A 23,790-nucleotide genomic window follows, 5' to 3' on the forward strand; every position below is an offset into this window, starting at 1 on the left:
GACGACGTTGCTCAAGCCGCGACCTCGCCCGTCACCGAGCTTCGGGATGCCGTCTGCCCGCTCCTGGTTCAGCGGGATACCGGTCGGTCTTTCGGGAGCAGACTGCGTAGGTCGGCGAGCAGCGGTGGAGAGGCTTTGTCGGCGATGAACCTCAGTGAAGCGGGAACGTTGACCGCTATGGCGGTCACATGCGCGGCCGGCTTGTCTCGGCGATGGAGCGTGATGGTTTCGTGTGGCAGGTCGTGATCGCTGCCGTACAGGATGTACGCCGATGGCGGGCCGGTGTCGGTCGTGCCGCTGAGCGCTTGCGCGTAGACGAAGCTCTGAAACAGGTCCGAGGTCTGGATCCGCTTCTCTGAATAGAGCTTGTACTTGGCGTCGACGGAGCATCGCCAGGCGGTGGGCCCATGGCCCCGGACGAGCTGAATATCTGGAGTGATGGGGGAGTAGCGGCGGCCGTCTCCGGCGCGGATCGCTCCGGGCAGGGATTCTTGGGACCGCACTGTGATGTCGGTGCCCGCGAAAGCCTGTCGAAGCAGGCGCGTGACGAAGTCCTCGAAGAGCGTGTTCATGTCGATCATGAAGGCGGATACGGTGGTTCCCGAGCCGGTGTAGAGGTCGTTGAGTGCGGTTCTACCCAACAGCATGCGCGCCCAGCGGTGCGCGTTGCGGTAGTGCTCATTGGCGCGGTGATAGACCAGGCGTTCGGCGGCCGCGCGAGCGTCGAAGCCCGTGGTGCTGCACTGGACGGTGAAGTCGGCGGCGAGACGACGTGCCTCGTCGCGAACGTGCGACGCCTGGACGGTGCGAGCGGCGAGTTCGAGGGCGGCGGCGCACAGACGGTTGTCGTCTATGTCGCCACTGCGCTCGTCGTAGCGGCATTCCAGCCGATCCAGGCGACCGAAGCGGCGAAGGATCTGCCGGTCCACCAGCAGCCGCCCCCGAACCACGGGCAGGGACTCCTCACGGCGCAGATAGTCGCGGCGCAGACCGTGCCGCAGCAGCTTGTCGCACTCATGGGTCAGCAGGAGGCACACCAGGTCGCGCAGGTTCAGACCGGTGCCGAGTTGCTGGAGACGCGCGATGTCGTGGAGCGAGTCGATCCCGGCGGCATAGTCGAGCATCTGCAGAACGCCGAGTTCCGAACCTGCGAGCTTGGGAGTGACGTGGATGGACACGCAGTCGAGGTTGATGACGCCGATGTGGGAACCCGCCTCGATGGCCAGCGTGCCGTCGTGCAGCCAGCGCAGTGCGATCCGCTTCGCGAGCTCCTCGGAGTCGGCGGCTTCGAGGTCGGCGAGGCTGGGGGTCAGGCCGGTCACCCGTTCCTTGGCGTATTCGGAGACGGTGACGGTCCTCGCAGGAACGTTCACGCGGACGCTTCCAGTTCGGCGCCCAGTGCCTTCACAAGTGCCTCGTCGTCGAGTCCCGCGACGCTGTGTTCGTGCACGTCGACGATGGTCGAGCCAAGGAACCGGGTGAGCTTGGTGTAGTCGTCGTAGGCGTACTCCTGGAGCAGCGGCAGCACCTCGTTGCGGATCACGGCGGCGAGGTCGGCCACGCTGTCGACCGGCTTGCCACTGGGCATGAAGAAGGAGTGCCCGATCTGCCGTTCCCGGCCGAGCTCATGGACGACGCGCCGGTTGAGCTCCCGGAGCAGCAGACCGAGGTCCAATTCGCCCACCTTGCACCCTTCGAGGACGTCGGCGTCGGGCAGCAGCTCATGGAACGCGAACCTGCGGCGTAGCGCGGAGTCCAGAAGCCGGATACTGCGATCCGCGGTGTTCATCGTCCCGAGGATGTTCACATTCGAGGGGACGGCGAAGCGGCGACCGGTGGGAAGAGTGAGGTGCATGCCACGCTTGTCGGGTTCCAGCAAAGTGATCAGTTCGCCGAGGATCTTCGGGATGTCGCCCCGGTTGATCTCGTCGATCAGCAGGAGGTAGGGCCGCTCGGGGTTGGCCGCGGCCGCTTGGCAGATCTTGGTGAAGACCCCGTCCCGGAGCACCAGCTTCAGGCTGCCGTCGGGCCCCTCGGCCGGCCGGAAACCCTCGATGAAGTCCTCGTACCCGTATGCGGGATGGAAGGTCACCTGGGTGAGGTGACCCGCTTCGGACAGGCGGGCCAGCGCACGTTTGAACGCGGCCGTCCCGTAGACGGCACCCGGGTCGAGCTCCAGCTCGGGCAGACGCGTGGCAAGCCACCACAGAGCGAAACGCAAACTGGTGTAGGTCTTGCCGGTCCCGGGCGGTCCGTACCGGATGACCTGACCTTTGCGCTCGAGGAGGTCGGCGATCTGCTCGAACAACGGGTCGACGGGGATGACTTGCGGCTTGGTACCCTCGACGTCTTCCGATCGCCCCGCCTCAATGGCTCGCCACAGGTCCGGCGAGACCTTGGCGACGGTGACGGTGCCCCAGTTCGTCTTGGGACCGGTGAGCGTCTGAGCGTAGCTGGTGTCCCAGTCGACGGAGACGGTGTGCCGGTATTCCGGGCGCTCAGGACGCCACTTGTAGCCCTCCTCGGTGACCCTTCCGACGGCGAGGATCTCCTTGACGCCGCTGTTGGCCACCACGAGGTCGCCGGGCCGAAGCTGGAAGAGCCGCCACAGCTCGTTGGCTTTGGCGGACGTCTTGCTCTTGTTGCCCTTGTACTCATAGCCGCAGGCATCCTCGAACGCCGCGCGGTAATCCTCTTCGGAGACGAAGTTGGTCAGGTCGCCGACCTCGTCCCAGCCGACGCAGATGTATCCACCGGCCAGACAGTCGTCCCAGTATCGAGCCTTCTCTCCAGGCGCGACCTTGAGGATCGTCGTGCTGATCGGACGCGGATCCACCCATCCGTACAGGAACATGCCGATCTCGTACGGGTGCCATCCGGAGAAACGCTGGTCGGCCTCGATGAGTTGCTTCAACCGTTCGTGTGCGGCGAACGCATCAAGCGAGGTTGCGGTGGTGTCTCCCGAAAGGTGGAGGATGAACGCCCGCACGTGGTCCCGGCTGTTGATTGGGAGGATCGCGTCGGGGAAGTACACCGAGATCGCTTTGGCGGTGAGCATGGGACCGGAACGCAGCGCGGCGATGGCGTCGATGTCGGTGAGACGCCCTTCGGCGGCGTAGCCGAATGCCTCCACGAACCCGGCCCGCACGTGGCGCCAGGCGTCCTGCTCGTCGCTGTATTTGTCACCGAAATACCAGGACTGGTCGTTCCTGCGCCAGTAGATGATGTGCTTGCCGGCGTGTCCGCCTCGGATGCTGGACAGGGCCGGGGTGCCGAACTCCATCCGGTAGCTGAAGGAGTCCTTGGAGGCGTCCGTACCCAGTGCGTACCGTTCGAGCGGCATGGACGGCCACGACTCCAGCGGGAATTCACGGACGACCTGCGCGATCTGGGCCTCCGCCTCGGCGACTCTCTCAGCACACGCTTCGCGGTCGAACTCGGCGAGGGCTGTCGTGAGCGATTTGCCCGGCACCCGGACCCCGCTCACGGTCGTGAGAGGGGTCAGTACGCAGATGTGGCAGACGTCGCGGATCAGGCCGCCTCGGCCGTTGCGCAGTCCGGCGTTGGCCGCGAACTCCTGCCGACCTTCGCCGTCGTCGCTCGACGCGGACTCGATAAGTCGCTGCCACAGGTCCCGTTCGGGATCGGGATGGGTCCTCGGCGCCTCACCGTCCTCGGCGAGTCGCCCGCAGTCCCTGCGATGGTGGATCACGGTACCGGAGCAGACCACCTCGCCGGGTGAGGGCGTGAGCTCGAAGGCCTGGCCGTCATAGTGGACGAGCCGGCGCCCATCGGAGGTCTCATTGACGGACACAGCCATGGTCATGCGATTCCTCCACCAGTCGCAGACGGTCGTCGACCAGATTCTCCCCGTACGGAGGCCGTAATGCTGGCCGGATAAGGCCACGGCGTGAAGGCAGGCCACGGAACCCACCGTTCGATGGCCGCTTACACACCCCAGACCTCGCCTGAATCAACGCGCATACGCTGATCACGAATCAAGCATCCAAAGCCGACAAGGACGTGTATCCGCAGGTCGTGACGCCACCTGCCCGGTCGGCCGTCTTACGGTATTGACAGAGCCATCACCTTGCGGCACAGGTCGGGGCACGCTCCTGGGCATCCGGCCGCCGACGTGAGAGGCTGTGCCGCGTGCTTGTAACCGATCAGCTCGCCCAGAGGACCGGCTTGACCGGTTTCGGCTACCAGGGACACGATCTGGGCTCGTTCCTGGCACTGCTCTCTGCCGACGGCGTGTCCCTGCTCGTGGACGTGCGGCTGACTCCCATCTCGCGGAAGCGTGGATTCAGCAAGCGGGCCCTCTCCGAGGCCCTGGCGTCGGTGGGGATCGATTACGAGCATGCTCGGCCGCTGGGCAACCCCAAGGACAACCGCGCGGGATTCAGCGGTCCCCGAGAAGAGCTGGAGGCGGCTCGCCGCAAGTTCTCTGCGGAGCTGGCCAGGCCCGCGGCGCAAGAATGGCTCGCCATGATCGGAGAGTGGGCCTCGCGACGTCGTGTGGCGTTGCTTTGCTTCGAAGCCGACCAAGAACGGTGTCACCGTGACGTGGTGGCAGCCGCTGTCCAAGCCATGACCTGTGGGGAGATGCATCACCGTTTGGGGTAGAAGACCCCCAGGACCATGAATCCCTGCTGGTGTTTGGCCTGGTTGCCCACGTAGAAGATGGTGTCGTACTCGGGGCCGCACATCTCGTCGAAGAACTTGCGTCGCAGTTCGGCTCTGGTGTCGGCGTCGCTGCGGCCACGCAGGTTCCGCTGAAGCGCGACCCACTCCCAGTCGTAGATGCCCTGCCGGTGCCCCTTGCAGACCGGCGACTGGCAGAGGTATTCGTACCAGCCCTTGAACCGTGGGGCTTCCAGGGCGGTGCGAGGGCCGGTGCTGAGTAGATCTCCCTGCCGTACGTAGTTGTCGATCTTCGCCTGTTCGGCAGCGTCCCAGCCGGGGTGCGGCCTGATCAGAAGGTCTTTCACCACACGCGGCCGGATCGCGGCCAGTGAACGTGCCGCCGGGTCGTCCCGGACGGCGGCCAGTACCTCGCACATCGACAGCTGCACATGGTCGATGACGAACGGCTTGCGCTTCTGCCAAGTGCTGAGCCTTGCTTCGGTCCGCACGGTGTCGATCAGCGGTCGGTAGCTTTCCGCTCGAGGATCGGCCGCAGCGGGACGAGCCTGGAGAGAGACGATGTCGTACTTCCTGAACTTGCGGTTGCTCTCCAGCTCCCGGAAGTTGATCGGGTAGAGCCTGATCCACTGGTGCGGCTCCCGGTCGATGCGGATGCCCGCGACACAGACGGTCTCCCCATAGGTCTCGGAGGGGTTCGGGGCTGCCTTGACGGTGATCAGCACCCGCATCCGCTCAGGCGGCCCGCCCGGTGGCTTGGCCAGTGGCTCGTGGGGGTTCGGCCCGAACAATGATTGCTGATCCACTGTGTCCACCGTTGGATTCCTCCCTCGGCTCTCCTTCGAGGGTCGGTCCTGAGGCAGATGCGGGCTAGTCCGGTGGCCGCATCCGGCAGCGGTGACAAGAGCCTTGCTCGGGACACCAGATACGAGATCATTCGCATCTGGCCGCTAAGGACCGTCCGGTATCTGCGTGGAGCCGTAAGGCAAGGCAGTCGGGCGCGTCCTGCTTGCGCCATCACTCATCGCCGCACCGGACTCGGCGCTGTCCGACTGTCCCTCGCCCGCGGGTCCGTCGCCGCCTCATAGGCGGCGAGCCACCCCAGCAGGAAGTGGTCCATCAGCCGCTCGTTGCGCCCTCGTCTCCCCAGAGCTCGGTCCGTGGCAGGTCATGCGGACGAACTCGACCAGCTCGTTGGCCTTGCGAGGACGCGCTTCCAGGTGAGCGTGTCACCGGCCTTCACCTGATCTGCTGAGAGGAGGAGTCCTGGATGCCCCTTCGGCCCGAGGCCGGTCAGAGAGGAGAGACTACTTCTTCGAGGGGTGGCCTCTGGTGGAAGTGTGGGCGGCGAGGTAGGCGCGGTACTGGAGCGCCAGTGCCTCCAAGGGGAGTCTGGGCCAGCGGGTCAGGGCGCCGGTGTGGCGGTCGATGACGAGGAGAGGGCCGTCCGCATCCAGACCGTGGACGGGCCAGGCCACGTATCCGTGATCGAACTCGCGAATCTCAATGGGGACCGGGGAGCGGTCCCGGGACAGGCAGGCATCGGCCCTACGCCAGGCTTCCGCGCGGTCGATGGCGAGGGGGCGGGCGCCATGGACGGCCATCATCTGGGCGACACGGCGAAGAGTCGCGCACTCGGAGGTACGGCAGGCCCGGCAGACCTCGCGGCCGGACGGGTTGGTCTGCGGGCGGTGGGCCTCCAGGACGGCGATCAGCGCAGTCGCGCAGGCCAGCACCAAGGGGCGGGCGTTGCGCAGGAAGTGTCGGCTGTGCGGGTCCAGGCGCCCGATCAGATGAGTGACGGCCGTGTTGACGGCGTCGGGGTCGGCGCGCAGAGCGGTGGAGACGCAGGCGTGCACGCGCCGCTGCACCCACTCGTGGAGGTCGTGGTGTGTAGCGGTCATGCGGGCCACCCTCCGGTGAACACCGCCGTCACCGTGCGGCCCTGGTCGTTGCCGTGCCAGCCCCAGCTCGTGGCGGTGTGCGCGACGGTGCACAGGCCGCGCCCGGACTCGTCCAACTCGGCGGCCTCCCGGGAAGCGGGCTCCCCCGGGCCGCCCTGGTCGGCGACGGACACGGTGACACCGTTCCCTGTGGACAGCACCTCGATGGTGAACGTGCCCCCGCACTGCCCGGACTTGGTGTGCCGGAGCGCGTTCACCACGATCTCGTCCACGGCGAGGACCACCTCGTCGAGGTAGGGGCAGCCGTCCAGCAGGCAGGCCACGAACCGGCGGACGGCCTGGGCCTGCTCGGCGGCGCCGGGGAACGTCCGCCGCCAGTAGAGCGGCGCGGTAACCGTGTTCGTGGGGATTGTCGAAAGCATGCGCACCTCGCGGGGCTGGAGTCTCGTCGGGAAGCGGGTGGGCGCCACCTGCGCGGTGGCCCAATGTTCACACGCCGTGACGCCCAGTAGAGGTGAACCGCCCGCCCCTGACCGGCCGGACGGCCGATTACTGCATGCCGCTCCAGAACGTTCCGGAGCAGAACGTTCCAGAGCCGCACGCACGTTCGGCGTCCGAATCCGGCCATTCGGCGATCGCCGGAATCGACAGACGCATAACGTTGACGCTTGCGCACAGTCGGTAATCGGACGTGCTCAGCGTGCTGATGCGTCCGAAAGTCCCGCGGGAGGTCGCCGATGACCAGCCCTTACGTTCGACGCCATCGCCTCGCCAAAGAGCTCCGCCGCCTGCGCGAGGAACGCGGCCTCACCCATGACGATCTCGCCCGCCTCGTCTTCTGCAACCGCACCAAGATCTCCAAGCTGGAGAACGCCCAGATCCGTCCCGACCTCGGGGAGGTCGTGACCATCCTCAAGGCCCTGGACGTCACGGGGCGGGAGTACGAGAAGATCTTCGAGCTCGCCCACGCCGCGTCCGTCAAGCGCTGGTGGGACAAGATCGGCAACACCATGGGCCCCCGCCAGCGCCTCTACGCCGACCTGGAGTCCGGCGCCAAGACCATCCGCAGCTACAACCAGACGGCCTTTCCGGCTCTCCTGCAGATCCCTGAGTTCATCGACGCGATGGTCGAACTGGACGGACACCAAGGGCCGCTCGACTACCGCCCGGAACGCATGATCGAGGCACGGACACGCCGCCAGCAGCACCTTCTCGGCCCGGACGGGCCGACCTACGAGGCCGTGCTCGATGAGGGCATGCGGCTGGCCGTCCCACCTGCGGTCAAAGCGGCTCAACTCCGCCATCTGATCGAGACCGTGTCGATGGAGAAACGCATCACCATGCGGGTGCTTCCCTCGGGCATCCCCATCCCCGGCGGCTTCCTCCCGAAGGCGTCTTTTGCGTTGTTCACCTTCCCCGACAGGCAGACCCACCGATGGCTGTGGTCGACACGGTCACCACGGATCTCGTTCTGAGTCAACGCCGCGAGGTGGCGAGGTATATCGGGATGTACGGCCGCCTTCGACAGGCGGCGCTGTCTCCGGCCGACAGTGTCGCCTTTCTCGAACGGGTAGCCGAACGGCTGACCAACCCGACAGGATCGGGGCCATGACCAACCACTACACAGGCTGGCGCAAGTCACGACACAGTGAGCCGAACGGTGATTGCATCGAGGTGGCCCGCGCCACCAATGGAACCATCGGCATCCGCGACTCCAAGGCGCCCGACGGTCCCATCCTTGAGCTCAATGCCGTGCAGTGGGCTCGCCTGCTTGCGGACGTCCGCGACGCGAGCTCAACATGATCGCAAAGTACAAGCAGTGGCGTAAATCGAGCTACAGCCGCCCCAACGGAGACTGCGTAGAGGTGGCAGGGCCACCGATGGCACCATCGGTCCGCGACTCCAAGGACCCCGCCGGCCCCGTCCTTCAATTGGCTCCGTCACAGTGGGCCCGCCTCCTCAGGGACGTTCGCGGCGCAACCGAAGCGTGATCGTGAAGTAGAGCGGTGGCGGATGTCGAGTCACAGCCGCCCCCAACGGCCTGGTGAAGGTGGCCCGCGACGAGCATGTCCTGCTGGTGCAGCTTGCGCTGTACCGGCAGAATCTCCTCATTCGCCGTTCGGACCAGCATCAGCATGGCGATGTCCCTGCGGATCGCCAGCACCCGTCCGCGCCGTCGCTCCGGGCCACCCGGTAGCCGTGCAGTCTGGATGATTCGCAACCCTCGACGGACGGCCCCCGGCTGGGCGGCCACTTGCGGATCTTGGTTGATCGCCTCGCTATCAGGGCTTCGCAACGTTCGCGGCAGCCACGCCGCCCGGGAACATATTGTGACTTCGGCGCGGGCGCCGGCGGCCTTCCCATGGGCAGAATACAAGGCGTGCACCGCGAACACTGCGGATGTCCGGCTTTCTCGCTGAGAGAACCCTCGATGAGGAATTCCGGTTAGATGAACCCGGCCTCAGGGCTTACGGTAGAGACTGGTGAGGACGCGGGACGCGGGTGGCCATGGTGCGGCCAGGGGTGGGAATGAGCGCGAAGCAGGGTGGGGCGAGGACGCCTGTGCAGGTCGAGCATGTCCGGGCGGCGCTGCTGCGTAACTACGCCGGCTTGATCTATGAGGAGGATCTGCGCGGCTACGACACGGTCGGCCGGGAGCAGCGGTTCCTCTCCCGGGCCTTGTCGGCGGAGGCCCTGCGGATCGTGACCGGCTGTGACCGCGAGACGGCCGCGAAAGGAGTCATCGACGGCGACCGGGACCAGGGTATTGATGCCCTCGCGGTAGGTGACGGCTCCGCCGAGGTATGGCTGGTGCAGGCGAAATGGAGCGATGCGGGAACGGCCAAGCTGCCCAAGACGGAGGCGCTCGCATTCGCCGACGGTGTGCGTCTGATCGACGGCAGGGACTTCGAGCCGTTCAACGAGCGGATGAGCCCGTTTCGGCCCCGGCTCGACGCCGTCATGGGAGACGCCCGGCTCCGGATCAATGTCGTGGTCGCCGTCATGGGTGAGGCGGTCCTCTCCGAGGCCGCAACTGCTGTCCTGGACCGCACCTGCCAGGACGCCAACAGCCGGGGACCGCTGTTGCGCTACAGCGTGCTGGGCGCCGCCGACTTTTATCAGCGGTTGCGCCAGGACGTCGCCCCAGATCCGGTGATCGTCAAGGCCATCATGCGGAACTGGCTGTACAAGCACACACCGTTCGAGGCGTGGCAGGGCACCGTGGCGGTCAGGGATATCGCCGGATGGCATGCAGAACACGGGGACGCCCTCTACGAGCAGAACGTCCGCAAGTCACTCGGACTCACCCGTATCAACTCCGGCATCAAGGAGACCCTGCTCAAAGAGCCGGAGATCTTCTGGTACTTCAACAACGGCATCACGGTGCTGTGTGACCGTATCGAGGAACGCTATCTCGGTCGCCGCCGAGGAGACGAACCGGTCGAACTGACCCTGGCAGGCGTCAGCGTCGTCAACGGTGCGCAGACGGTCGCGGCGATCCACGAGGCGTTCGAGTCGAACCCGGACGCGGTTGAGGACGCGGAAGTCACCGTCCGTGTCTTCTCACTGGGATCAGAACGGGAGAACTACGCCACCCGGATCACCGAGACCACCAATACGCAGAACGACGTGTCGCAGCGGGACTTCATCGCCCTGGATCCGGTACAGGCCGAGATCCGGGAGGACTTCCTGCTCTCGGGACTGGGCAAGATCTACACCTACAAGCGCGGCGAATCGGACCCGGCACCGGAGGCGGGATGCTCGGTGGAGCATGCCGCTGTCGCGCTTGCCTGTGCCCACCGCACTCCCGACCTGGCGGTGCGCGCCGGCAATAGCGTCGATCTCCTCTGGGAGCGTGGAACCCGCGGCGCTTACCCCCGCCTGTTCGGCGAGATGCCCGGGGCACATCGGATCTGGCGGTCGGTACAGGTCCGGCGTGCGGTGGGCGCGGCGTTGGATGCGGAACGCAAGCGGCTGCACGGACGCGCCGCCGACATGGCGCGGCGCGGCGAACTGCTGATCACCCATCTGGTCTTCCAGCTCATCGACCTGGACGGAATCGACGACCCGCGGTACGACTGGCAGCCTGTACTCGACGAGATCCCCGATCAGGTCTCCCGTGTCCTGCCATGGCTGATCTTCCGGGTGGACGACGAGTTCGGCCGGACCTCGTTCCTCAGCAGCACCTTCAACGATGAGACCCGCTGCAGGACACTCGCCAAGCTGGTGTTGGACGACGTCCGCCGCGAGGAGAAGCCTCCGGAACTCCGGGAGGATTACCAGCCCCCCGCCCGGCGGCCCCGCAAGCAGCGTCGCCCCAACGCTGTCCCCACCCTGGTCAGCGCAGGCGTCATCGCCGAAGGCACGCCGTTGACCTATCTGCCCCAGAGCGAGCCCGAGCAGGCCGCCGTCCGGGACTGGCTCGCCGAAGATCCTCGGCGAAACCGCGCGACCTGGGTGAACGACCGGGTCAAGTGCCTGCTGTGGGCGTACGACGGGAACCAGTACTCGGCCAGCGGCCTGGTGCAACGGATCTGGGAGCTGGCCGGCTACGAGGACGCACCAGTCGCGGTCCAAGGACCAGGTCGTTGGAAGCTCGAGAGCGGCCTGTCGCTCTGGGAGATGGCAGTCCACCTGCTCGAGAGGAAGAACGAGGAGGACTGACGTGGGTGGGCCTAGCCGTCCTCGGCGGTCTCCTCCAGGCGGTCGAGGAGGTCGCCGATCTCGACGGTGTCGGGGTCGCCAGGCCCCTTGAGGACGTACATGTCCTGGTACAGCTCGCGGAGCGGCGGCAGGACCTCGTCGATCCGGCGCTCGGCCAGCATCAGCATGATGATGTCCCGGCGGATCGCCAGCACCTCGTCCGCGCCGTCGCCCAGGGCCGCACGGTAGCCGTCCAGCGCCTCCTCGAACTGCCGCAGCGCCGCCGTCGACTCGCCGAGCTGGGCCCGGCTGTAGGCGGCCTGGCGGCGGCAGGCCAGCGCGTCCTCGTCGAGCGGACCCCGGGTGCGGGCGTACGCGGTGGCCAGCCGTTCGAACTCCGGGGCGGCCCGCCGGTAGTTCTCCCCGAGATTCAATGCGACGGCCCGGAATTTGCGCAGTTCCAGCACGCGCGGATTCTCCGGGCCGACGACGGGTGCGGCCTGCTCCACTGCAGCGTCGAGAACGTCCGCGGCCTGGCTGAACCGCTCCTCGTCCAGCAACCGTTCCGCCTCCGCGAACGCCGCTTCGATCGCGTCGCGCACCCCGGTCGGGTCGGTGGCCGACACCGGTTGCGTCTGCGTCTGGGTGACCGGTTCTGGTTCGGCGGCACGGGTGCGTGCCAGCGGGGCCAGCGGCGTCCGGTAGGGGCGGGTCGGGTCGGGGACGTCGTCCGGCGGCAGCTCCCCGGGAGCGACGCCGGTCTCGCCGCGGTCGGGCAGGAACGGCAGCAGCCGCTCGTAGACCTCCTGCGCGTCGGCGGGCCGCTGCTCGGGGTTCTTCTCAAGCAGCTGCAGGATGAGGCGTTCCAGCGGTTCGGGCACGTCCGGCCGAAGCTCCCGCACCGGCGTCGGGTCTTTCGACAGATGCTGGTACATCTGCTGCGGCGGTGTGGCGCCCAGGTTGAAGGGTTCGCCGACCAGCAGCTCGTACAGGACGCAGCCCGTCGCGTAGAGGTCGGCTCGGGGGCTGATCTGCGCGCCCTTGATCTGCTCGGGAGCCATGTAGCGGAGGGTGCCGACGTACGTGCCCTCCTCGGTCAGCCGCGTGACGTCGCTGCGCAGGATCGCAGTGACACCGAAGTCGAGCAGCTTCACCGTGCCGTCGTCGGCGACCATGATGTTGCCCGGCTTGATGTCCCGGTGCACGGCCGGGATCGCGTGCGCGTACGACAGCACCGTGCACACCTGCGCGATCACCGACACGGCCCAGGCGACGGGAAGCCGGTGGTCGGGCCGGACGAACGCCTTGAGCGCCGTCCCGGACACCAGCTCCATCACCAGGTACAAATTCCCGGCGGACTCGTCGTCGAGCACCGCGTCATATACCTGCGGGACGCCCGGATGGTTGATGCGGGCCGTGACGCGTGCCTCGCGGCGGAACCGCTCGGCGAACACGGTCGCCTGCTCAGGCGTCTCGATCTTGTCCGGGAGTATCTGCTTGACCGCGACGGGGCGGTCCAGCACGGTGTCGTAACCGCGCCAGACCTGCCCCATCCCGCCGGGCGTGAGCTTCTCGACCAGCTCGTACCGTTCGCCGATCACCGTGGGCGGCTCCGATCCCCGCGTCATTGCCTGGACTCTGCCGATTTGACTGGCGTTGGTGACAATGGTGACAGTCTGGGTGATCTTGCGTCCATCGGAATGGCGTTTCCGGTCAGGCGGACTTCGTCAGACCCGCGTTCCGCCGGATCATGTTCCACGCCGCCCGGCGCATCTCGCTGTTGAGCCGGGACCGGAAGTCGTCATCGTTCCGGTCGAAGTACCGACGGCCCAGCTCGGCCTGGGAGTCGAAGTGCTCCGCCATCTTGTCCTTGAACACCTCGTCGAAGACGGGCGCGAACGCCTCCGGATCCGGCGTCGCCACGGCCGCGAGCTTCACCCGCTCGTCCGCCGCCGCTTCCTCGAACGGCTTGATGACGTCCTGCTCGGTCCACTGGGTGCCGAACCGCTCGTTGAACCGTTCGATGATCTCCGACAGGGGTGACTTCTCCGGCTCCTTGGCGCCGCCCGAGCCGTCCCCGAAGCTCTTGAGCTCGGTCTTCTCATCATCGGGGGACAGGCTCACATCGTGCTCGCCGGTCTTCTCCACCCGCAGGTGCGTCAGGTCGACCTCGCCGATGTCGACGCTGCCGTCGTGGCGGCGTTCCAGCCGGGTCAGCAGGTAGCGGCCGTACCGGTACAGCCGCTCCAACTCGGCGTCGCGATAGGGGACGATCTGCGCGAGGAACGCGTACTTGCGGCAGAAGTCGCTCAGGTCGGCGCGGAAGTCCTCGGCCTGCTGTCGGTCGTCCTCGTCGTCGCCGAACAGCCGTTCGGCGTGACGCTTCACGGCAGGCTCGACCAGCCGGTACAGCTCCGGCTGCACCTTCTCCCACGTGGACGGGTCGCCCTCGGCTCGCAGGTAGGCCTCGATGAACTCCTGCATCTCGGCATCGACCAGGATGTCTGCGTTCATGACCCTGCTCTGCGCCTGGTAGAGCATGTTCGGGTCGGACGGCAGCGCCGCGGCGTCCTCGTAGAACGGCCGGAACGCCTCCTGGATGGTCTCGGCCTCGTTGACGAAGTCGAGGACGGCGAGGTCCGCCTGAGACTTGCGCGGTGCGGTCCGGTTCAGCCGCGACAACGTCTGGACGGCCGCGATGCCGTGCAGCTTCTTGTTGACGTACATCGTCGTCAGCAGCGGCTGGTCGAACCCGGTCTGGTACTTCTCGGCGACGACCAAGATGCGGTACTCGGGCTTGCCCTTGCCGCCCTCCTGGAACGCCTTGTCGTCCTTGCGGGTGTAGGCGAACGTCTTGGGCACCTCCTTCTCGGAGATGCCGTTCTCCTTGACTTCGGTGGTTTCCTCGCCATCCACCTCAAGGGGACCGGAGAACGCCACCAGGACGCCGATGTCGTAGCCGTGGTCGGCGATGTACTGCTTGAGGGCGCGGGACATCTTCACGGCCGCAAGCCGGGACGCGGTGACGACCATGGCCTTGGCGCGCCCGCCGAGACGCCCGCTCGCCTGGGTGCGGAAGTGCTCCACGATGACCTGCGCGTGCTGCACCACGGTCGAGTCGTGCAGCAACGCGAACTGGGTGAGCAGCGGATTCGCCTTGGCCGGATCGACCTCGACGTCGTCGGGGCTCTCGCTGATCAGCTTCCAAAACGTCTTGTAGGTGACGTAGTTGCGCAGCGGGTCGAGAATGAAGCCCTCGTCGATGGCCTGGCGCATCGAGTAGGTGTGGAACGGCCAGTACTTGCCGTCCTCGCGCAGCTCGCCGAACAGCTCCAGCGTCTTGGCCTTCGGCGTCGCGGTGAACGCGAAGTAGGACAGGTTGGCAGCCTGGCTGCGCTCGGCGGCGAGCTGCTTGAGCCGGGCGTCGGTGCCGCCCTCGGTGGAGGCGGACGTGGCGCCCTCGTCCTCGTCGTCGGCGTCCAGGCCGAGGCCGCGCAGGACCTTGCGGACGGCGGTCGCCGCGTCGCCGGACTGCGAGGAGTGCGCCTCGTCCACGATGATGGCGAACCGGCGGCCCTGGATGTCGACCGGGTTGCTCTGGAGGTAGTCCACCAGCGCCGGGAAGGTCTGGAGCGTGACGGTCAGGATCTTCCCGCTGGCGCTGGACAACGCCTGTGCGAGCTGCGACGACTTCGACCCGTCGCTGCCGTCGATCTTCACGACGAGCCCGGCGGTCTGCTCGAAGCTGCCCACGGTCTCGCGGAGCTGACCGTCCAGGTTCGTCCGGTCGGTGATGATGATGGTCTTGTCGAAGACCGGCTCCCCCGGCTTCACGCCGCGCTCGACCGCTCCGGGGGCCAGCTCGGACGGGTCGGTGGGCGTGTGCAGCGAGGTCAACCGGTGCGCCAGCCAGGCGATCGTGTTCGACTTGCCGGACCCGGCCGAGTGCATCACCAGGTAGTTGCGGCCGGCCCCGTGCCGTGCGGCGTGCGCGGTCAGCTTCCGGACGGCGTCCCACTGGTGGTACCGCGGGAAAATCAACCTCTTGGTGGTCCGGCCGCCGGGGATCTTCTCCCGGTGTAGGTGCACGAACCGTTCGAGCATGTCGAGCCAGTTGTCCGACTGCCAGACCTCCTCCCACAGGTAGGAGGTCGCGTACTTGCCGGGCGCCGGCGCGGGGTTGCCCTTCCCGCCGGAGTTGCCCGGCCCCTTGGAGCCCTGGTTGAACGGCAGGAAACGGGTGGCCTTGCCGCGCAGCTCCGGCGCGACGAACACCAGGTGCGGGTCCACGGCGAAGTTCGCCACCACCCGCTTGGCGAAGATCGGCTCCAGCGGGTCGCGGTTGAAGCGGTACTGCTGCTTGGCCTCCTCGACGCCCTGCCCGGTGAAGGTGTTCTTCACCTCGGCGGTCGCCACGGGAATGCCGTTGAGGAAGAGCGTAAGGTCGAGCCGCTTGCCCTTCCCGGACTGCTTGGTGGCGTACTCCAGCTCCCGCACGACGGTCAGCCGGTTGGCGTAGTAGTCGTCCAGGATGTCCTCGGAGTGCACGAGGGACGGCTTGAAGAAGGCGACCCGGATGCGCACACCCCGGTCCTTGACACCCTTGCGCAGGACGTCCAGCAGCCCCTCGGTCTCGATCGCCTGCCCGAGCCGCTTGGCGAACCCGAGCTGCGCCGCGTCCGCGTCACCCCCGTAGTAGCCCAGCAGCTCGTCCCATTCCTCGGGCTGCGTCGCCCCGATGAAGGTGAACAGCTGCGCGGTGTCCAGGCCGAGCTCGGGCCGGTAGTCGTCCGGTGATCCGAGCTCCCACCTGTCGTTCTCCGTCAAGTGGGCCACGATGTGGTCCACGAAGACCTTCTCCTGGTGCACCGCCATGATCTAGTCCTCGATCCCGCGCCCACTCGCCGTGGACACATCGAACTGTCCCGTAACCGCCGCCGTAATCAACGCCCGCCGCCGCTCCTCCAGCAGATCCATTTGACGCTGAAGAAGCTTCCCGCGCATGTGGTGGTCTTGCTCTTCTCTATCGCACTTATCTGAGATGCCGACTTGCTCTGCCAAGGGAGGTATGAGCAGAGGCATATTCAGCAGGATCGGCGTGCTGAGGTTTGGCATGGTGCTACCGATCGCATGCAGTTGAAAGTAGTGACGTGTCGCCGGTATTCCGAGGTAACGCTGCAGGTATCCAGCATGGAATGCAGTCTTGTCTCTGAAGCGAAGGCGAAGGCACCCTGTTCCGCAGACCCATCCGCTCTCCTTGGTGGTGACCACTGCGGCACGTCCCAATTCGCCTCGCCGCCCGAAGATAACGTCTCCAGCCTTAAGAACATGGCGAGATAGACGCTTGCGGGTGTTGTCTGTGACGGTCACGCGTTCGTCCGCAACCAGTCCGGCTGCGGTGATGTTGGCGGGGTTGATGACAGGCCATGCGTTTTCGACATAATCCTCCGCGTGAAGTTGGCTTCCAAAAGGCCCTGTTTGCACTTCGCAGTCGATACTGCGGAGCCGCCCTTGTCGCCAGGTGGCCGCTACATGGCCAAGTGCAGCATACTCCGCAAGCTTGGTCTCCTTATGTTCGCATCCTCGTATCAAACGGTCGACCTTGACGCCGAGTCTTTCCTGTAGAAGTTCTACGCTTCTCTTGCGTAGTTCAAGCATGCGGTCGATGCGGGAGATCTCGGCGTCGAGGAAGTCGGCGATGCGCCGCTGCTCCTCCAGAGGAGGGACCGGAATGTCAAGATCCCGGAATGCGTCGACGTCGATCGTTTGTCCTTGGCGGATGCCCTGAGTGATGTTGGCGAGTTGAGAGATGAGGGGGGCTGAGCGAAAGTAGTATTTATAATACCGAGGTTCATGGCCAGGAGTCGCTCGCAGAACAGTGTAAGCGGGGCTTACGACTCCCGTGACAGTCGAATGTGATATTCCGTGTTGAAAAGAACGGAGGCCGATCACAAAGTCGTCAGGTTCGACCAGCTTGTAGTTCGAAACATCGGTGCTGGGGTTCCAGACGGCAAAATCGAGTTCGCTGCGTAGCGAAACGCCGTCCTTAGTGGCGGAGGCGAGGGGTGCTTCGACGCCGCGAATGTCCCGGCGTTTGAAAACGAAACGTGCGCGCTGCGTGGGCCAGGCAAGTTCCTGGATCATTCGGTCACCTCGGAGAGGAGGGTTTGGATTTCGGCTTCGAGGGACTTGAGTTCGGCGTCGATATCCGCAAGGGGGCGGGGTGGCTGGTAGACGTAGAAGTGGCGGGTGAAGGGGATCTCGTAGCCGATCTTGGTCTTGGTCTCGTCGATCCAGGCGTCGGGGACATGGGGAAGGACCTCGCGGCGCAGGTACTCGTGGATGTCCTCGTCCAGCGGGACGTTCTCGTAGTCGCGCAGGTCGGGGTCGGGTTCGGGCTCGCCCTTCTTCAGCTGGACCTCGCCCTCGGGGGCGCGGACGCCGACGATGTCGCGCAGGGCGTTCAGGAACGGCTGCTTGCTGGGCCACAGGACGCCGGCCCCGGCCATGGCCGTGCGGAGGGCGTCGTAGGCGTCGAGCTTCTTGCCCCAGGTTTTGCCGACGAGCGGCTTGAGGGCGTCGGCCATCGCCTCCGTGTCGACGTGGTTGGCGAGCTTGGCCGAGTCGCGGATGGCATCGAGCGTGGCCTCAGTGATCTCGAAGCGGAGCTTCAGCGGGCGCTCGACCGTGATGCGGCGGTAGCCGAAGTCCTCGTTGCGGAAGACCTTGACCTTGCCGTGCAGCGGGTGGTCGGCGTCGGCGGCGGCCTGGAGGGCTTCGCCGTAGAGCCGGGTGAGCTCGGAGATCTGCTCGTCGGTGATGTACTTGCGCTTGTCGCCGAGGGACTTGCGCATCTTGGCCCAGTACTCGCGGGCGTCCAGCAGGATGACCTTGCCCTGGTGGTCCGGGTCCTTGCGGTTGGTGAGGATCCAGAAGTACGTCGAGATGCCGGTGTTGTAGAACAGCTGGTCCGGCAGGGCGACGATCGCCTCCAGCCAGTCGTTCTCCAGAATCCAGCGGCGGATCTCCGACTCGCCGGAGCCAGCCGCGCCGGTGAACAGCGGGGAGCCGTTGAAGACGATGGCGATGCGGCTGCCGCCCCGGTCCGTCGGCCGCATCTTCGAGATCATGTGCTGCAGGAACAGGAGCGAGCCGTCGTTGATGCGGGGGAGCCCGGCGCCGAAGCGGCCGTTGAACCCCATGTTCTCGTGCTCCCACTCGACCTCGCTCTTGGCCTTCTTCCACTCCACGCCGAACGGCGGGTTGGCGAGCAGGTAGTCGAAGGTCTTGTGCTGGTGGCCGTCGTTGGTGAACGAGTTACCGAAGGCGATGTTGTCCGGGTCCTGATCCTTGATCATCAGGTCGGAGCGGCAGATGGCCCAGGACTCGGGGTTGAGCTCCTGCCCGTACGTCTTCACGTAGGCGAGCTTGTTGTGCTCGCGGATGTGCTCCTCGGCGATGCTGAGCATCCCGCCCGTCCCGCAGGCCGGGTCGAGGATCTCTCGGACGGTGCCCGGCACGGCAAGGGCGTCGTGGTCGGGCTCCAGCAGGAGGTTCACCATCAGCTTGATGACCTCGCGCGGGGTGAAGTGCTCACCGGCGGTCTCGTTGGACGCCTCGGCGAACTTCCTGATCAGGTCCTCGAAGACGTAGCCCATCAGGTGGTTGTCCACCACCTCCGGCCGCAGGTCCAGGTCCGCGAAACGCCCGATGACCAGGTAGAGAAGGCCCGCGTCGTGCAGCTTCCCGATTTGCTGGGCAAACTCGTACTTCTCCAGTACCTCGCGGGCGTTGGGGGAGAACGCCCCGACGTATGCCTGGAGGTGCTTGGCGGCCTGCGGCGGGTCGTCGGCGATCTGCTTCAGCGTGTACTTGCTGGTGTTGTAGAACCGGCGGCCCGAGGCCTTGCGCAGGAAGGTGTCCAGGTCGATGTCCTGGTCCTTGAGCTGCTCGTAGCGGTCGCGGACCTTCTGGCGAGTCGGTTCCAGGACGCACTCCAGGCGACGCAGCACGGTGAACGGCAGGATGACCTTGCCGTAGTCGTGCCGTCGGTAGTCGCCGCGCAGCAGGTCCGCGACGGACCATGCCTGGTTCGTCAGCTCCGAGAACTTGGCGGTGTCCAACGGGTTCCTTCCGGTTCCGGGTGGGGCGGTATTCAATGCTTGCGGTTCGCGGGGGTGTCCGCTTGGGATTTGCCAGGGTTATGACCCGGCGGGGCGAGCGCTCCGGCGGTGAGGCCGGTGCTCAGCTCGCGCGCGGTCTCCTCGGCCAGGCGGCCGGTGATCTCGGCCGCTCGCCGGAGCGCGGCTATCCGTCTGAACGCCCTCCCATACTCGCGCTGTTTGTCGAGCGGCATGAGTGGGACGCGCAACCTGCGCGGTTGGATGCGAATGATCGACGTTCCCGTCGCGGCTCCGTGCACGTTCTCCTCGGCCGACAGGAACCCGGCCAGGAACCACGAGTCCAGCCGTGACGGGTCCGGGCGGAACAGCAGCACGTGCGGCCCGAGCACGCTGCCGGCATCGTCCGGGCCGACGACGCGGGCGCGCATCCCGCCGCTGATGATCTCGGGAAGCAGGACGTCCCCCTCCTCGAGAAGCACCGGCGACAGGATGTTGTAGTCGGTCTGGCTCTTGGACGGGGCGCCGCCGCTCGTGACGTCCTGGGCGGACATCACCTGCGCGTCCCCGCCGCCCGTGGTCTCGCCGGCGCCGCGGGATCCGGTGACGGCGCGCTCCATCGCCAGGGCGTTGCCGCGCAGCAGGTCTCCGACGGTCACGGTTCGCCAGGTCACGGGCTCGTCCCCGACCGGGGGCCAGTCAGTGCCGTCGTTCGCCAGTAGGGTTTCGGCGGCTCTGCGCAGCTCCGCCCGCCGCCGGTTCACCGCCGCCGCGAAGTCGCCGGGAGTGGCGATCGGTGCCACTGTGCGGACGTGCCGGACAGGGGTCAGGTCCATCTCCGCGTGCATCAGATCGAGCACGGGTACCGCCCGGGCGATCCCGGGTACCGGCTCGAAATCTGCCGGGGCGTTGACGAACGACCGCCATGCTTCGAGGGTCGTGTCCCGTACGGCGTCCCAGCCGTCCGCCTGTGAGGCGTCCACGAACAGTACGGGGTCGGCCGATGGATGGGACGGGTCCGGGCGGCGCAGCACCCACAGGTGCAGCCCCACGTTGAACGGCGGAGCCGCGCCAGGCGCGAGGGAGACGACCGCGCGTACCGCGCCGTTACGGACCAGCTCGGACCGGATGCGTCGGCCGGAAGGGCGCTCGGCGACGCCCGGCGGCATGAGCATGACGGCGGTGCCGCCCGGCTTCAAATGCGCGAGGCAGTGCTGTATCCAGGCCAGTTCGGATTCCAGCTTGGGTGGGAGGCCGTAGACCCAGCGTGGGTCGTAGGCGAGCTCGTCATGTCCCCACGAGCGGTCGGCGAAGGGCGGGTTGCACAATACGGCGTCGACGGCCAGGCCGGGGAAGGCGTCGTTGCGCAGGCTGTCGCCGGTCCGGATCGTCGCCGTCGCGTCCGAGGCCAGGACGCCGAGTCGCGCGGCGGCCAAGTCTGCGCGCTCGGTCACGATGTCCTGGCCGTAGAGGTGGGCGGCTCCGCGCTGTGAGGCCGCGGCCAGGAACCCGCCCGTGCCGCACGCCGGGTCCAGCACCGCGGACGGGACGCCGTCCGCCAACAGGTCGATCATCAGCTCGATCACGGGCGGCGGGGTGGGGTAGGAGCCCCGGACGGTCGTGTCCGGCGCGAGCCGTTCGCCGATCAGCTCGACCGTGGGCAGGGCGCCCTCCTCGCGCACGCACTTCAGGACCGCACGGAGCAGCGCGGCGTCGCAGGGACGGAAGACGCGCCCGCCGACGGCCGGCACCGCATCGGCGAAAGGCTCCGTGACCTCCGCAAGCTCCTGGACGAGTGCGGTCTCGGGGCGTGCGGCCAGTTCGCCGACCGCCTCCGGCGCCATCCGGGACAGTGCGACCACGACGGGATACAGCGCGCTGAGGGGCGCGTCCTCCCGCTGGGTGCGCAGCTCGGCCGCCAGTTCGTCCTTGGGAGACGGTTCGGGCAGTTGCCCGCGCGCCGCCAGCCACGCCTCGATCTGGACGCGGTCGTAGGTGGGGCTGGCCTCGGTGCCGCCGCTGGGGCGCGGGAAGTCCGCGTGGCGGCGGCGCCAGTTGCTGACCGTCGCGCGGGTGACCCCGGCGAGCCGGGAGATCTCGGCGGCGGTGAGTTGCTCGGACTGCTGCGGCATCGGGCTTCCTGCGGGAGCTGCTCTGGCGGGTGGCACCACTGTACACACAACGCCGGAGCCAGTAAACGGTTTGACGATGCTTTCACTTCATGGTCTCATGGCTCCTGCTTTCGTTGACCCTCCGTTCGAGGAGTGATGAATGGCCGGTTGGGTGGCGGTCGACTTCGAGACGGCCAACGCGTTCCCGGGGAGCGTGTGCGCGGTGGGGCTCGTCCGCGTGACAGAGGGGCGGATCGTCGACGAGTGGTCCTCGCTGATCAGGCCGCCGGCGGGTCATGACCACTTCGATCCCTGGAACACGAGCATCCACGGCATCACCGAGGCCCAGGTGGCCGACGCCCCCGGCTGGCGCGAGACGTTGAAGGAGATCATGGCGTTCGCCGACGGGGACCCCTTCGTCGCGCATTACGCGCCGGCGGACACCCGGTTTCTCGCCGGTGCCTGCGAGGCGAGCGGTGTCGATGTCCCCGACCTGCGATTCGCCTGCAGTTGTGTCATCGCGCGCCGGGCGTGGCCGGAACTGCTCTCCTGGAGCCTGCCGGTGGTCGCCGGTCACCTTGACATCGACCTCATCCACCACGACGTGCTGTCCGACGTCCGCGCGGCGGCCCGGATCGTGCTCGCCGCACTGGCGCAGCGGGAAGTGGCCACGCTGGAGGAGTTGCTGGAGGCTGACCAGATCCAGATGGGGGAGTTCCGGGACGGACGGCGTAGGGGATGCCGCCACCGGGGGAGCACGCGGCGTGCGCCGTTTCCGGAGGCCGATCCCGGCGCCGACCCGGACAACCCCTTCTACGGCCTGACCGTCTGCTTCACCGGGAAGCCGGGGATGACCAAGCGCGACGCCGGCAAGCGGATCGCGGCACTCGGCGCGTGGACCGTCGACAACCTCACCAAGGCCGTCGATCTGCTCGTGATGGGTGAGGTCGATCCCCGCCAGCTCGCGCCCGGCGCCACGAAGACCGGCAAGCTCGCCAAGGCCGAGCGGTACCGAGAGCAGGGCCTCGACATAGAGATCATCGACGTGGAGCAGTTCCTGGAGCGTCTCTCCGTCGCCGAAGCATGACCGCGTTTCACCGGCTTCCGACTTCCCCGAAAGAAGGCGCATGAAGATCCTGCACGCCGCCGACCTCCATATCGACAGCCCGCTGCGCGGACTGTCGCGCTACCCGGGCGCGCCGGCCGAGGACCTGCGGCTGGCCACACGGAGGGCGCTGGAGAACCTCGTCCAGCTCGCGATCGACCTTTCCGTGGACGCCGTCCTGCTGGCAGGCGACGTGTACGACGGCGAGTGGCGCGACTACCACACCGGCCTGTACTTCAACCAGCAGATGACCCGCCTGGGACGGGCGGGCATCGCCGTCTACATGGTCTCCGGCAACCACGACGCGCAGAACCGCACGTTGCGCAAGCTGCGGCCTCCCGAGAACGTGCACCTTCTCGCCACGGAGAAGCCCGAGACCATTCGGAACGACAAGATCGGGTTGTCGGTTCACGGCCAGGGCTTCGCCCGCTGGGACCTCACCGAGAACCTCGCCGCCGGCTACCCGCCCCGCGACAGCGGCATGTTCAACGTCGGGCTGCTGCACACCGCCCTTGAGGGAGGCAACCCCGACCACCAGCGGTACGCGCCGTGCTCGATCTCGGACCTGGAGGCGCGCGGCTACCACTACTGGGCGCTCGGGCACATCCACAAGTACCGGATCGTCAGCGAGGAGCCTTGGATCGTCTACCCCGGCAACCTTCAGGGGCGGCACGCGCGCGAGGTCGGGCCCAAGGGATGCGTGATCGTCACTGTCGACGACACCACCCTGCAGGTCCGCTCCGTCGATCGGCATCATATGCACGCGGCCCTGTGGGACGACGTCACCGTGGACCTCGCCGGTGTCGATGACTTGGACCAGGCGCTCAGCCTGGTCCAGCAGCAATTCCAGGAACTTCCGCAGGACGAGCTGGTCGCGGTGCGGGTCACCTTGACCGGGCGAACCGCCGCGCACACCTCCCTCTGGCGGGAGCGCGACCGCCTGGTCAATGAGCTGCGCGCCGCGGCGGGCCACCACGCCAACCTCTGGCTGGAGAAAGTCAACATCCGCACGTCGAGCGAGCATCTCGACACGGGCGACGCCAGCGGGATTCTCGCCGACCTGCGCCGCACGCTGGGGGATCTCGGCGCGTCCCCGCACCGGCTCATCACCAAGCTCGAACAGCACCCGATCGTCGGCGCACTTCCGGCGGACGTCAAGGGACGGGACGGCATCGACCTGCACGATTCGGAGTACCTGAAACGGCTCACCGGGGACGCCTACCAGCTCGTTGAATCCCTCCTGCGGGAAGTGCGGTGATACA

16 protein-coding genes and 1 pseudogene are annotated in these 23,790 nt (G+C 66.9%); 7 read left to right on the forward strand and 10 right to left on the reverse strand.

What is annotated here, in order from left to right; genetic code table 11:
- Positions 1-68: 68 nt before the first annotated feature.
- Both ABZ801_RS11570 and ABZ801_RS11575 read right to left on the reverse strand, forming a co-directional pair.
- Positions 69-1,373, reverse strand: a complete 1,305-nt coding sequence (locus tag ABZ801_RS11570) for a hypothetical protein (RefSeq protein ID WP_360696103.1) — start codon at positions 1,371-1,373, stop codon at positions 69-71.
- Positions 1,370-3,826, reverse strand: a complete 2,457-nt coding sequence (locus tag ABZ801_RS11575; RefSeq protein ID WP_360696106.1) for an AAA family ATPase — start codon at positions 3,824-3,826, stop codon at positions 1,370-1,372. The genes ABZ801_RS11570 and ABZ801_RS11575 overlap by 4 nt, the downstream gene beginning before the upstream one ends.
- A 326-nt stretch (positions 3,827-4,152) precedes the next feature.
- Here ABZ801_RS11575 and ABZ801_RS11580 point away from each other — a divergent pair, with 326 nt between their 5' ends.
- Positions 4,153-4,626 (forward strand): DUF488 domain-containing protein, encoded by a 474-nt coding sequence (locus ABZ801_RS11580; RefSeq protein WP_360696109.1) that lies wholly within the window; start codon positions 4,153-4,155, stop codon positions 4,624-4,626.
- Here the strand turns inward: ABZ801_RS11580 and ABZ801_RS11585 are convergent.
- From ABZ801_RS11585 to ABZ801_RS11595, 3 genes are all read right to left on the reverse strand, one after another.
- Positions 4,611-5,459: a hypothetical protein gene (locus ABZ801_RS11585; RefSeq protein WP_360696112.1), complete on the reverse strand. Its 849-nt coding sequence runs from the start codon at positions 5,457-5,459 to the stop codon at positions 4,611-4,613. The two genes, ABZ801_RS11580 and ABZ801_RS11585, sit on opposite strands and share 16 nt — an antisense overlap.
- A 492-nt stretch (positions 5,460-5,951) precedes the next feature.
- Complete coding sequence (locus ABZ801_RS11590; protein WP_360696115.1) at positions 5,952-6,548, reverse strand: hypothetical protein; 597 nt, start codon at positions 6,546-6,548, stop codon at positions 5,952-5,954.
- A complete protein-coding gene (locus ABZ801_RS11595) occupies positions 6,545-6,970 on the reverse strand; it encodes an ATP-binding protein (RefSeq protein WP_360696118.1) in 426 nt (141 codons plus the stop codon). Before ABZ801_RS11595 ends, ABZ801_RS11590 begins: the two co-directional genes overlap by 4 nt.
- A gap of 315 nt (positions 6,971-7,285) precedes the next feature.
- Here ABZ801_RS11595 and ABZ801_RS11600 point away from each other — a divergent pair.
- The 4 genes and pseudogenes from ABZ801_RS11600 (at position 7,286) to ABZ801_RS11615 (ending at position 11,213) form a co-directional block, all read left to right on the forward strand.
- Positions 7,286-8,160 (forward strand): annotated as a pseudogene (locus ABZ801_RS11600) (helix-turn-helix transcriptional regulator).
- The gene (locus ABZ801_RS11605; protein WP_360696121.1) at positions 8,157-8,351 is read left to right on the forward strand and encodes a DUF397 domain-containing protein; all 195 of its coding nucleotides are present in this window, start codon (positions 8,157-8,159) and stop codon (positions 8,349-8,351) included. The pseudogene ABZ801_RS11600 and the gene ABZ801_RS11605 overlap by 4 nt, the downstream one beginning before the upstream one ends.
- Positions 8,348-8,539, forward strand: a complete 192-nt coding sequence (locus ABZ801_RS11610; protein ID WP_360696125.1) for a DUF397 domain-containing protein — start codon at positions 8,348-8,350, stop codon at positions 8,537-8,539. Before ABZ801_RS11605 ends, ABZ801_RS11610 begins: the two co-directional genes overlap by 4 nt.
- A gap of 571 nt (positions 8,540-9,110) precedes the next feature.
- Complete coding sequence (locus ABZ801_RS11615; RefSeq protein ID WP_360696128.1) at positions 9,111-11,213, forward strand: AIPR family protein; 2,103 nt, start codon at positions 9,111-9,113, stop codon at positions 11,211-11,213.
- An 11-nt stretch (positions 11,214-11,224) separates the two neighbouring features.
- Here ABZ801_RS11615 and ABZ801_RS11620 read toward each other — a convergent pair whose 3' ends face one another.
- From ABZ801_RS11620 to ABZ801_RS11640, 5 genes are all read right to left on the reverse strand, one after another.
- Positions 11,225-12,820 (reverse strand): serine/threonine-protein kinase, encoded by a 1,596-nt coding sequence (locus ABZ801_RS11620; protein WP_360696131.1) that lies wholly within the window; start codon positions 12,818-12,820, stop codon positions 11,225-11,227.
- A gap of 85 nt (positions 12,821-12,905) precedes the next feature.
- Entirely contained in the window at positions 12,906-16,067 is a 3,162-nt protein-coding gene (locus tag ABZ801_RS11625) for a DEAD/DEAH box helicase family protein (RefSeq protein ID WP_360696134.1), read from the reverse strand.
- A gap of 3 nt (positions 16,068-16,070) precedes the next feature.
- On the reverse strand, positions 16,071-17,336 hold the full coding sequence (locus ABZ801_RS11630) for a restriction endonuclease subunit S (protein WP_360696137.1): 1,266 nt from the start codon (positions 17,334-17,336) through the stop codon (positions 16,071-16,073).
- Positions 17,333-19,315, reverse strand: coding sequence for a class I SAM-dependent DNA methyltransferase (locus ABZ801_RS11635; protein ID WP_360696140.1), 1,983 nt, complete (start codon positions 19,313-19,315; stop codon positions 17,333-17,335). Before ABZ801_RS11635 ends, ABZ801_RS11630 begins: the two co-directional genes overlap by 4 nt.
- Positions 19,316-19,347: 32 nt before the next feature.
- Entirely contained in the window at positions 19,348-21,444 is a 2,097-nt protein-coding gene (locus tag ABZ801_RS11640) for an N-6 DNA methylase (RefSeq protein ID WP_360696143.1), read from the reverse strand.
- A 151-nt stretch (positions 21,445-21,595) separates the two neighbouring features.
- On the opposite strand from ABZ801_RS11640, the gene ABZ801_RS11645 reads away from it, so the two are divergent.
- Both ABZ801_RS11645 and ABZ801_RS11650 read left to right on the forward strand, forming a co-directional pair.
- Entirely contained in the window at positions 21,596-22,510 is a 915-nt protein-coding gene (locus tag ABZ801_RS11645; RefSeq protein ID WP_360696146.1) for an exonuclease domain-containing protein, read from the forward strand.
- 40 nt (positions 22,511-22,550) lie between these two features.
- Positions 22,551-23,786 (forward strand): DNA repair exonuclease, encoded by a 1,236-nt coding sequence (locus tag ABZ801_RS11650; RefSeq protein WP_360696149.1) that lies wholly within the window; start codon positions 22,551-22,553, stop codon positions 23,784-23,786.
- Positions 23,787-23,790 lie beyond the last annotated feature (4 nt).

The organism is Actinomadura sp. NPDC047616 (assembly GCF_040642915.1).
GTDB classification, from domain to species: Bacteria; Actinomycetota; Actinomycetes; order Streptosporangiales; family Streptosporangiaceae; genus Spirillospora; species Spirillospora miaoliensis.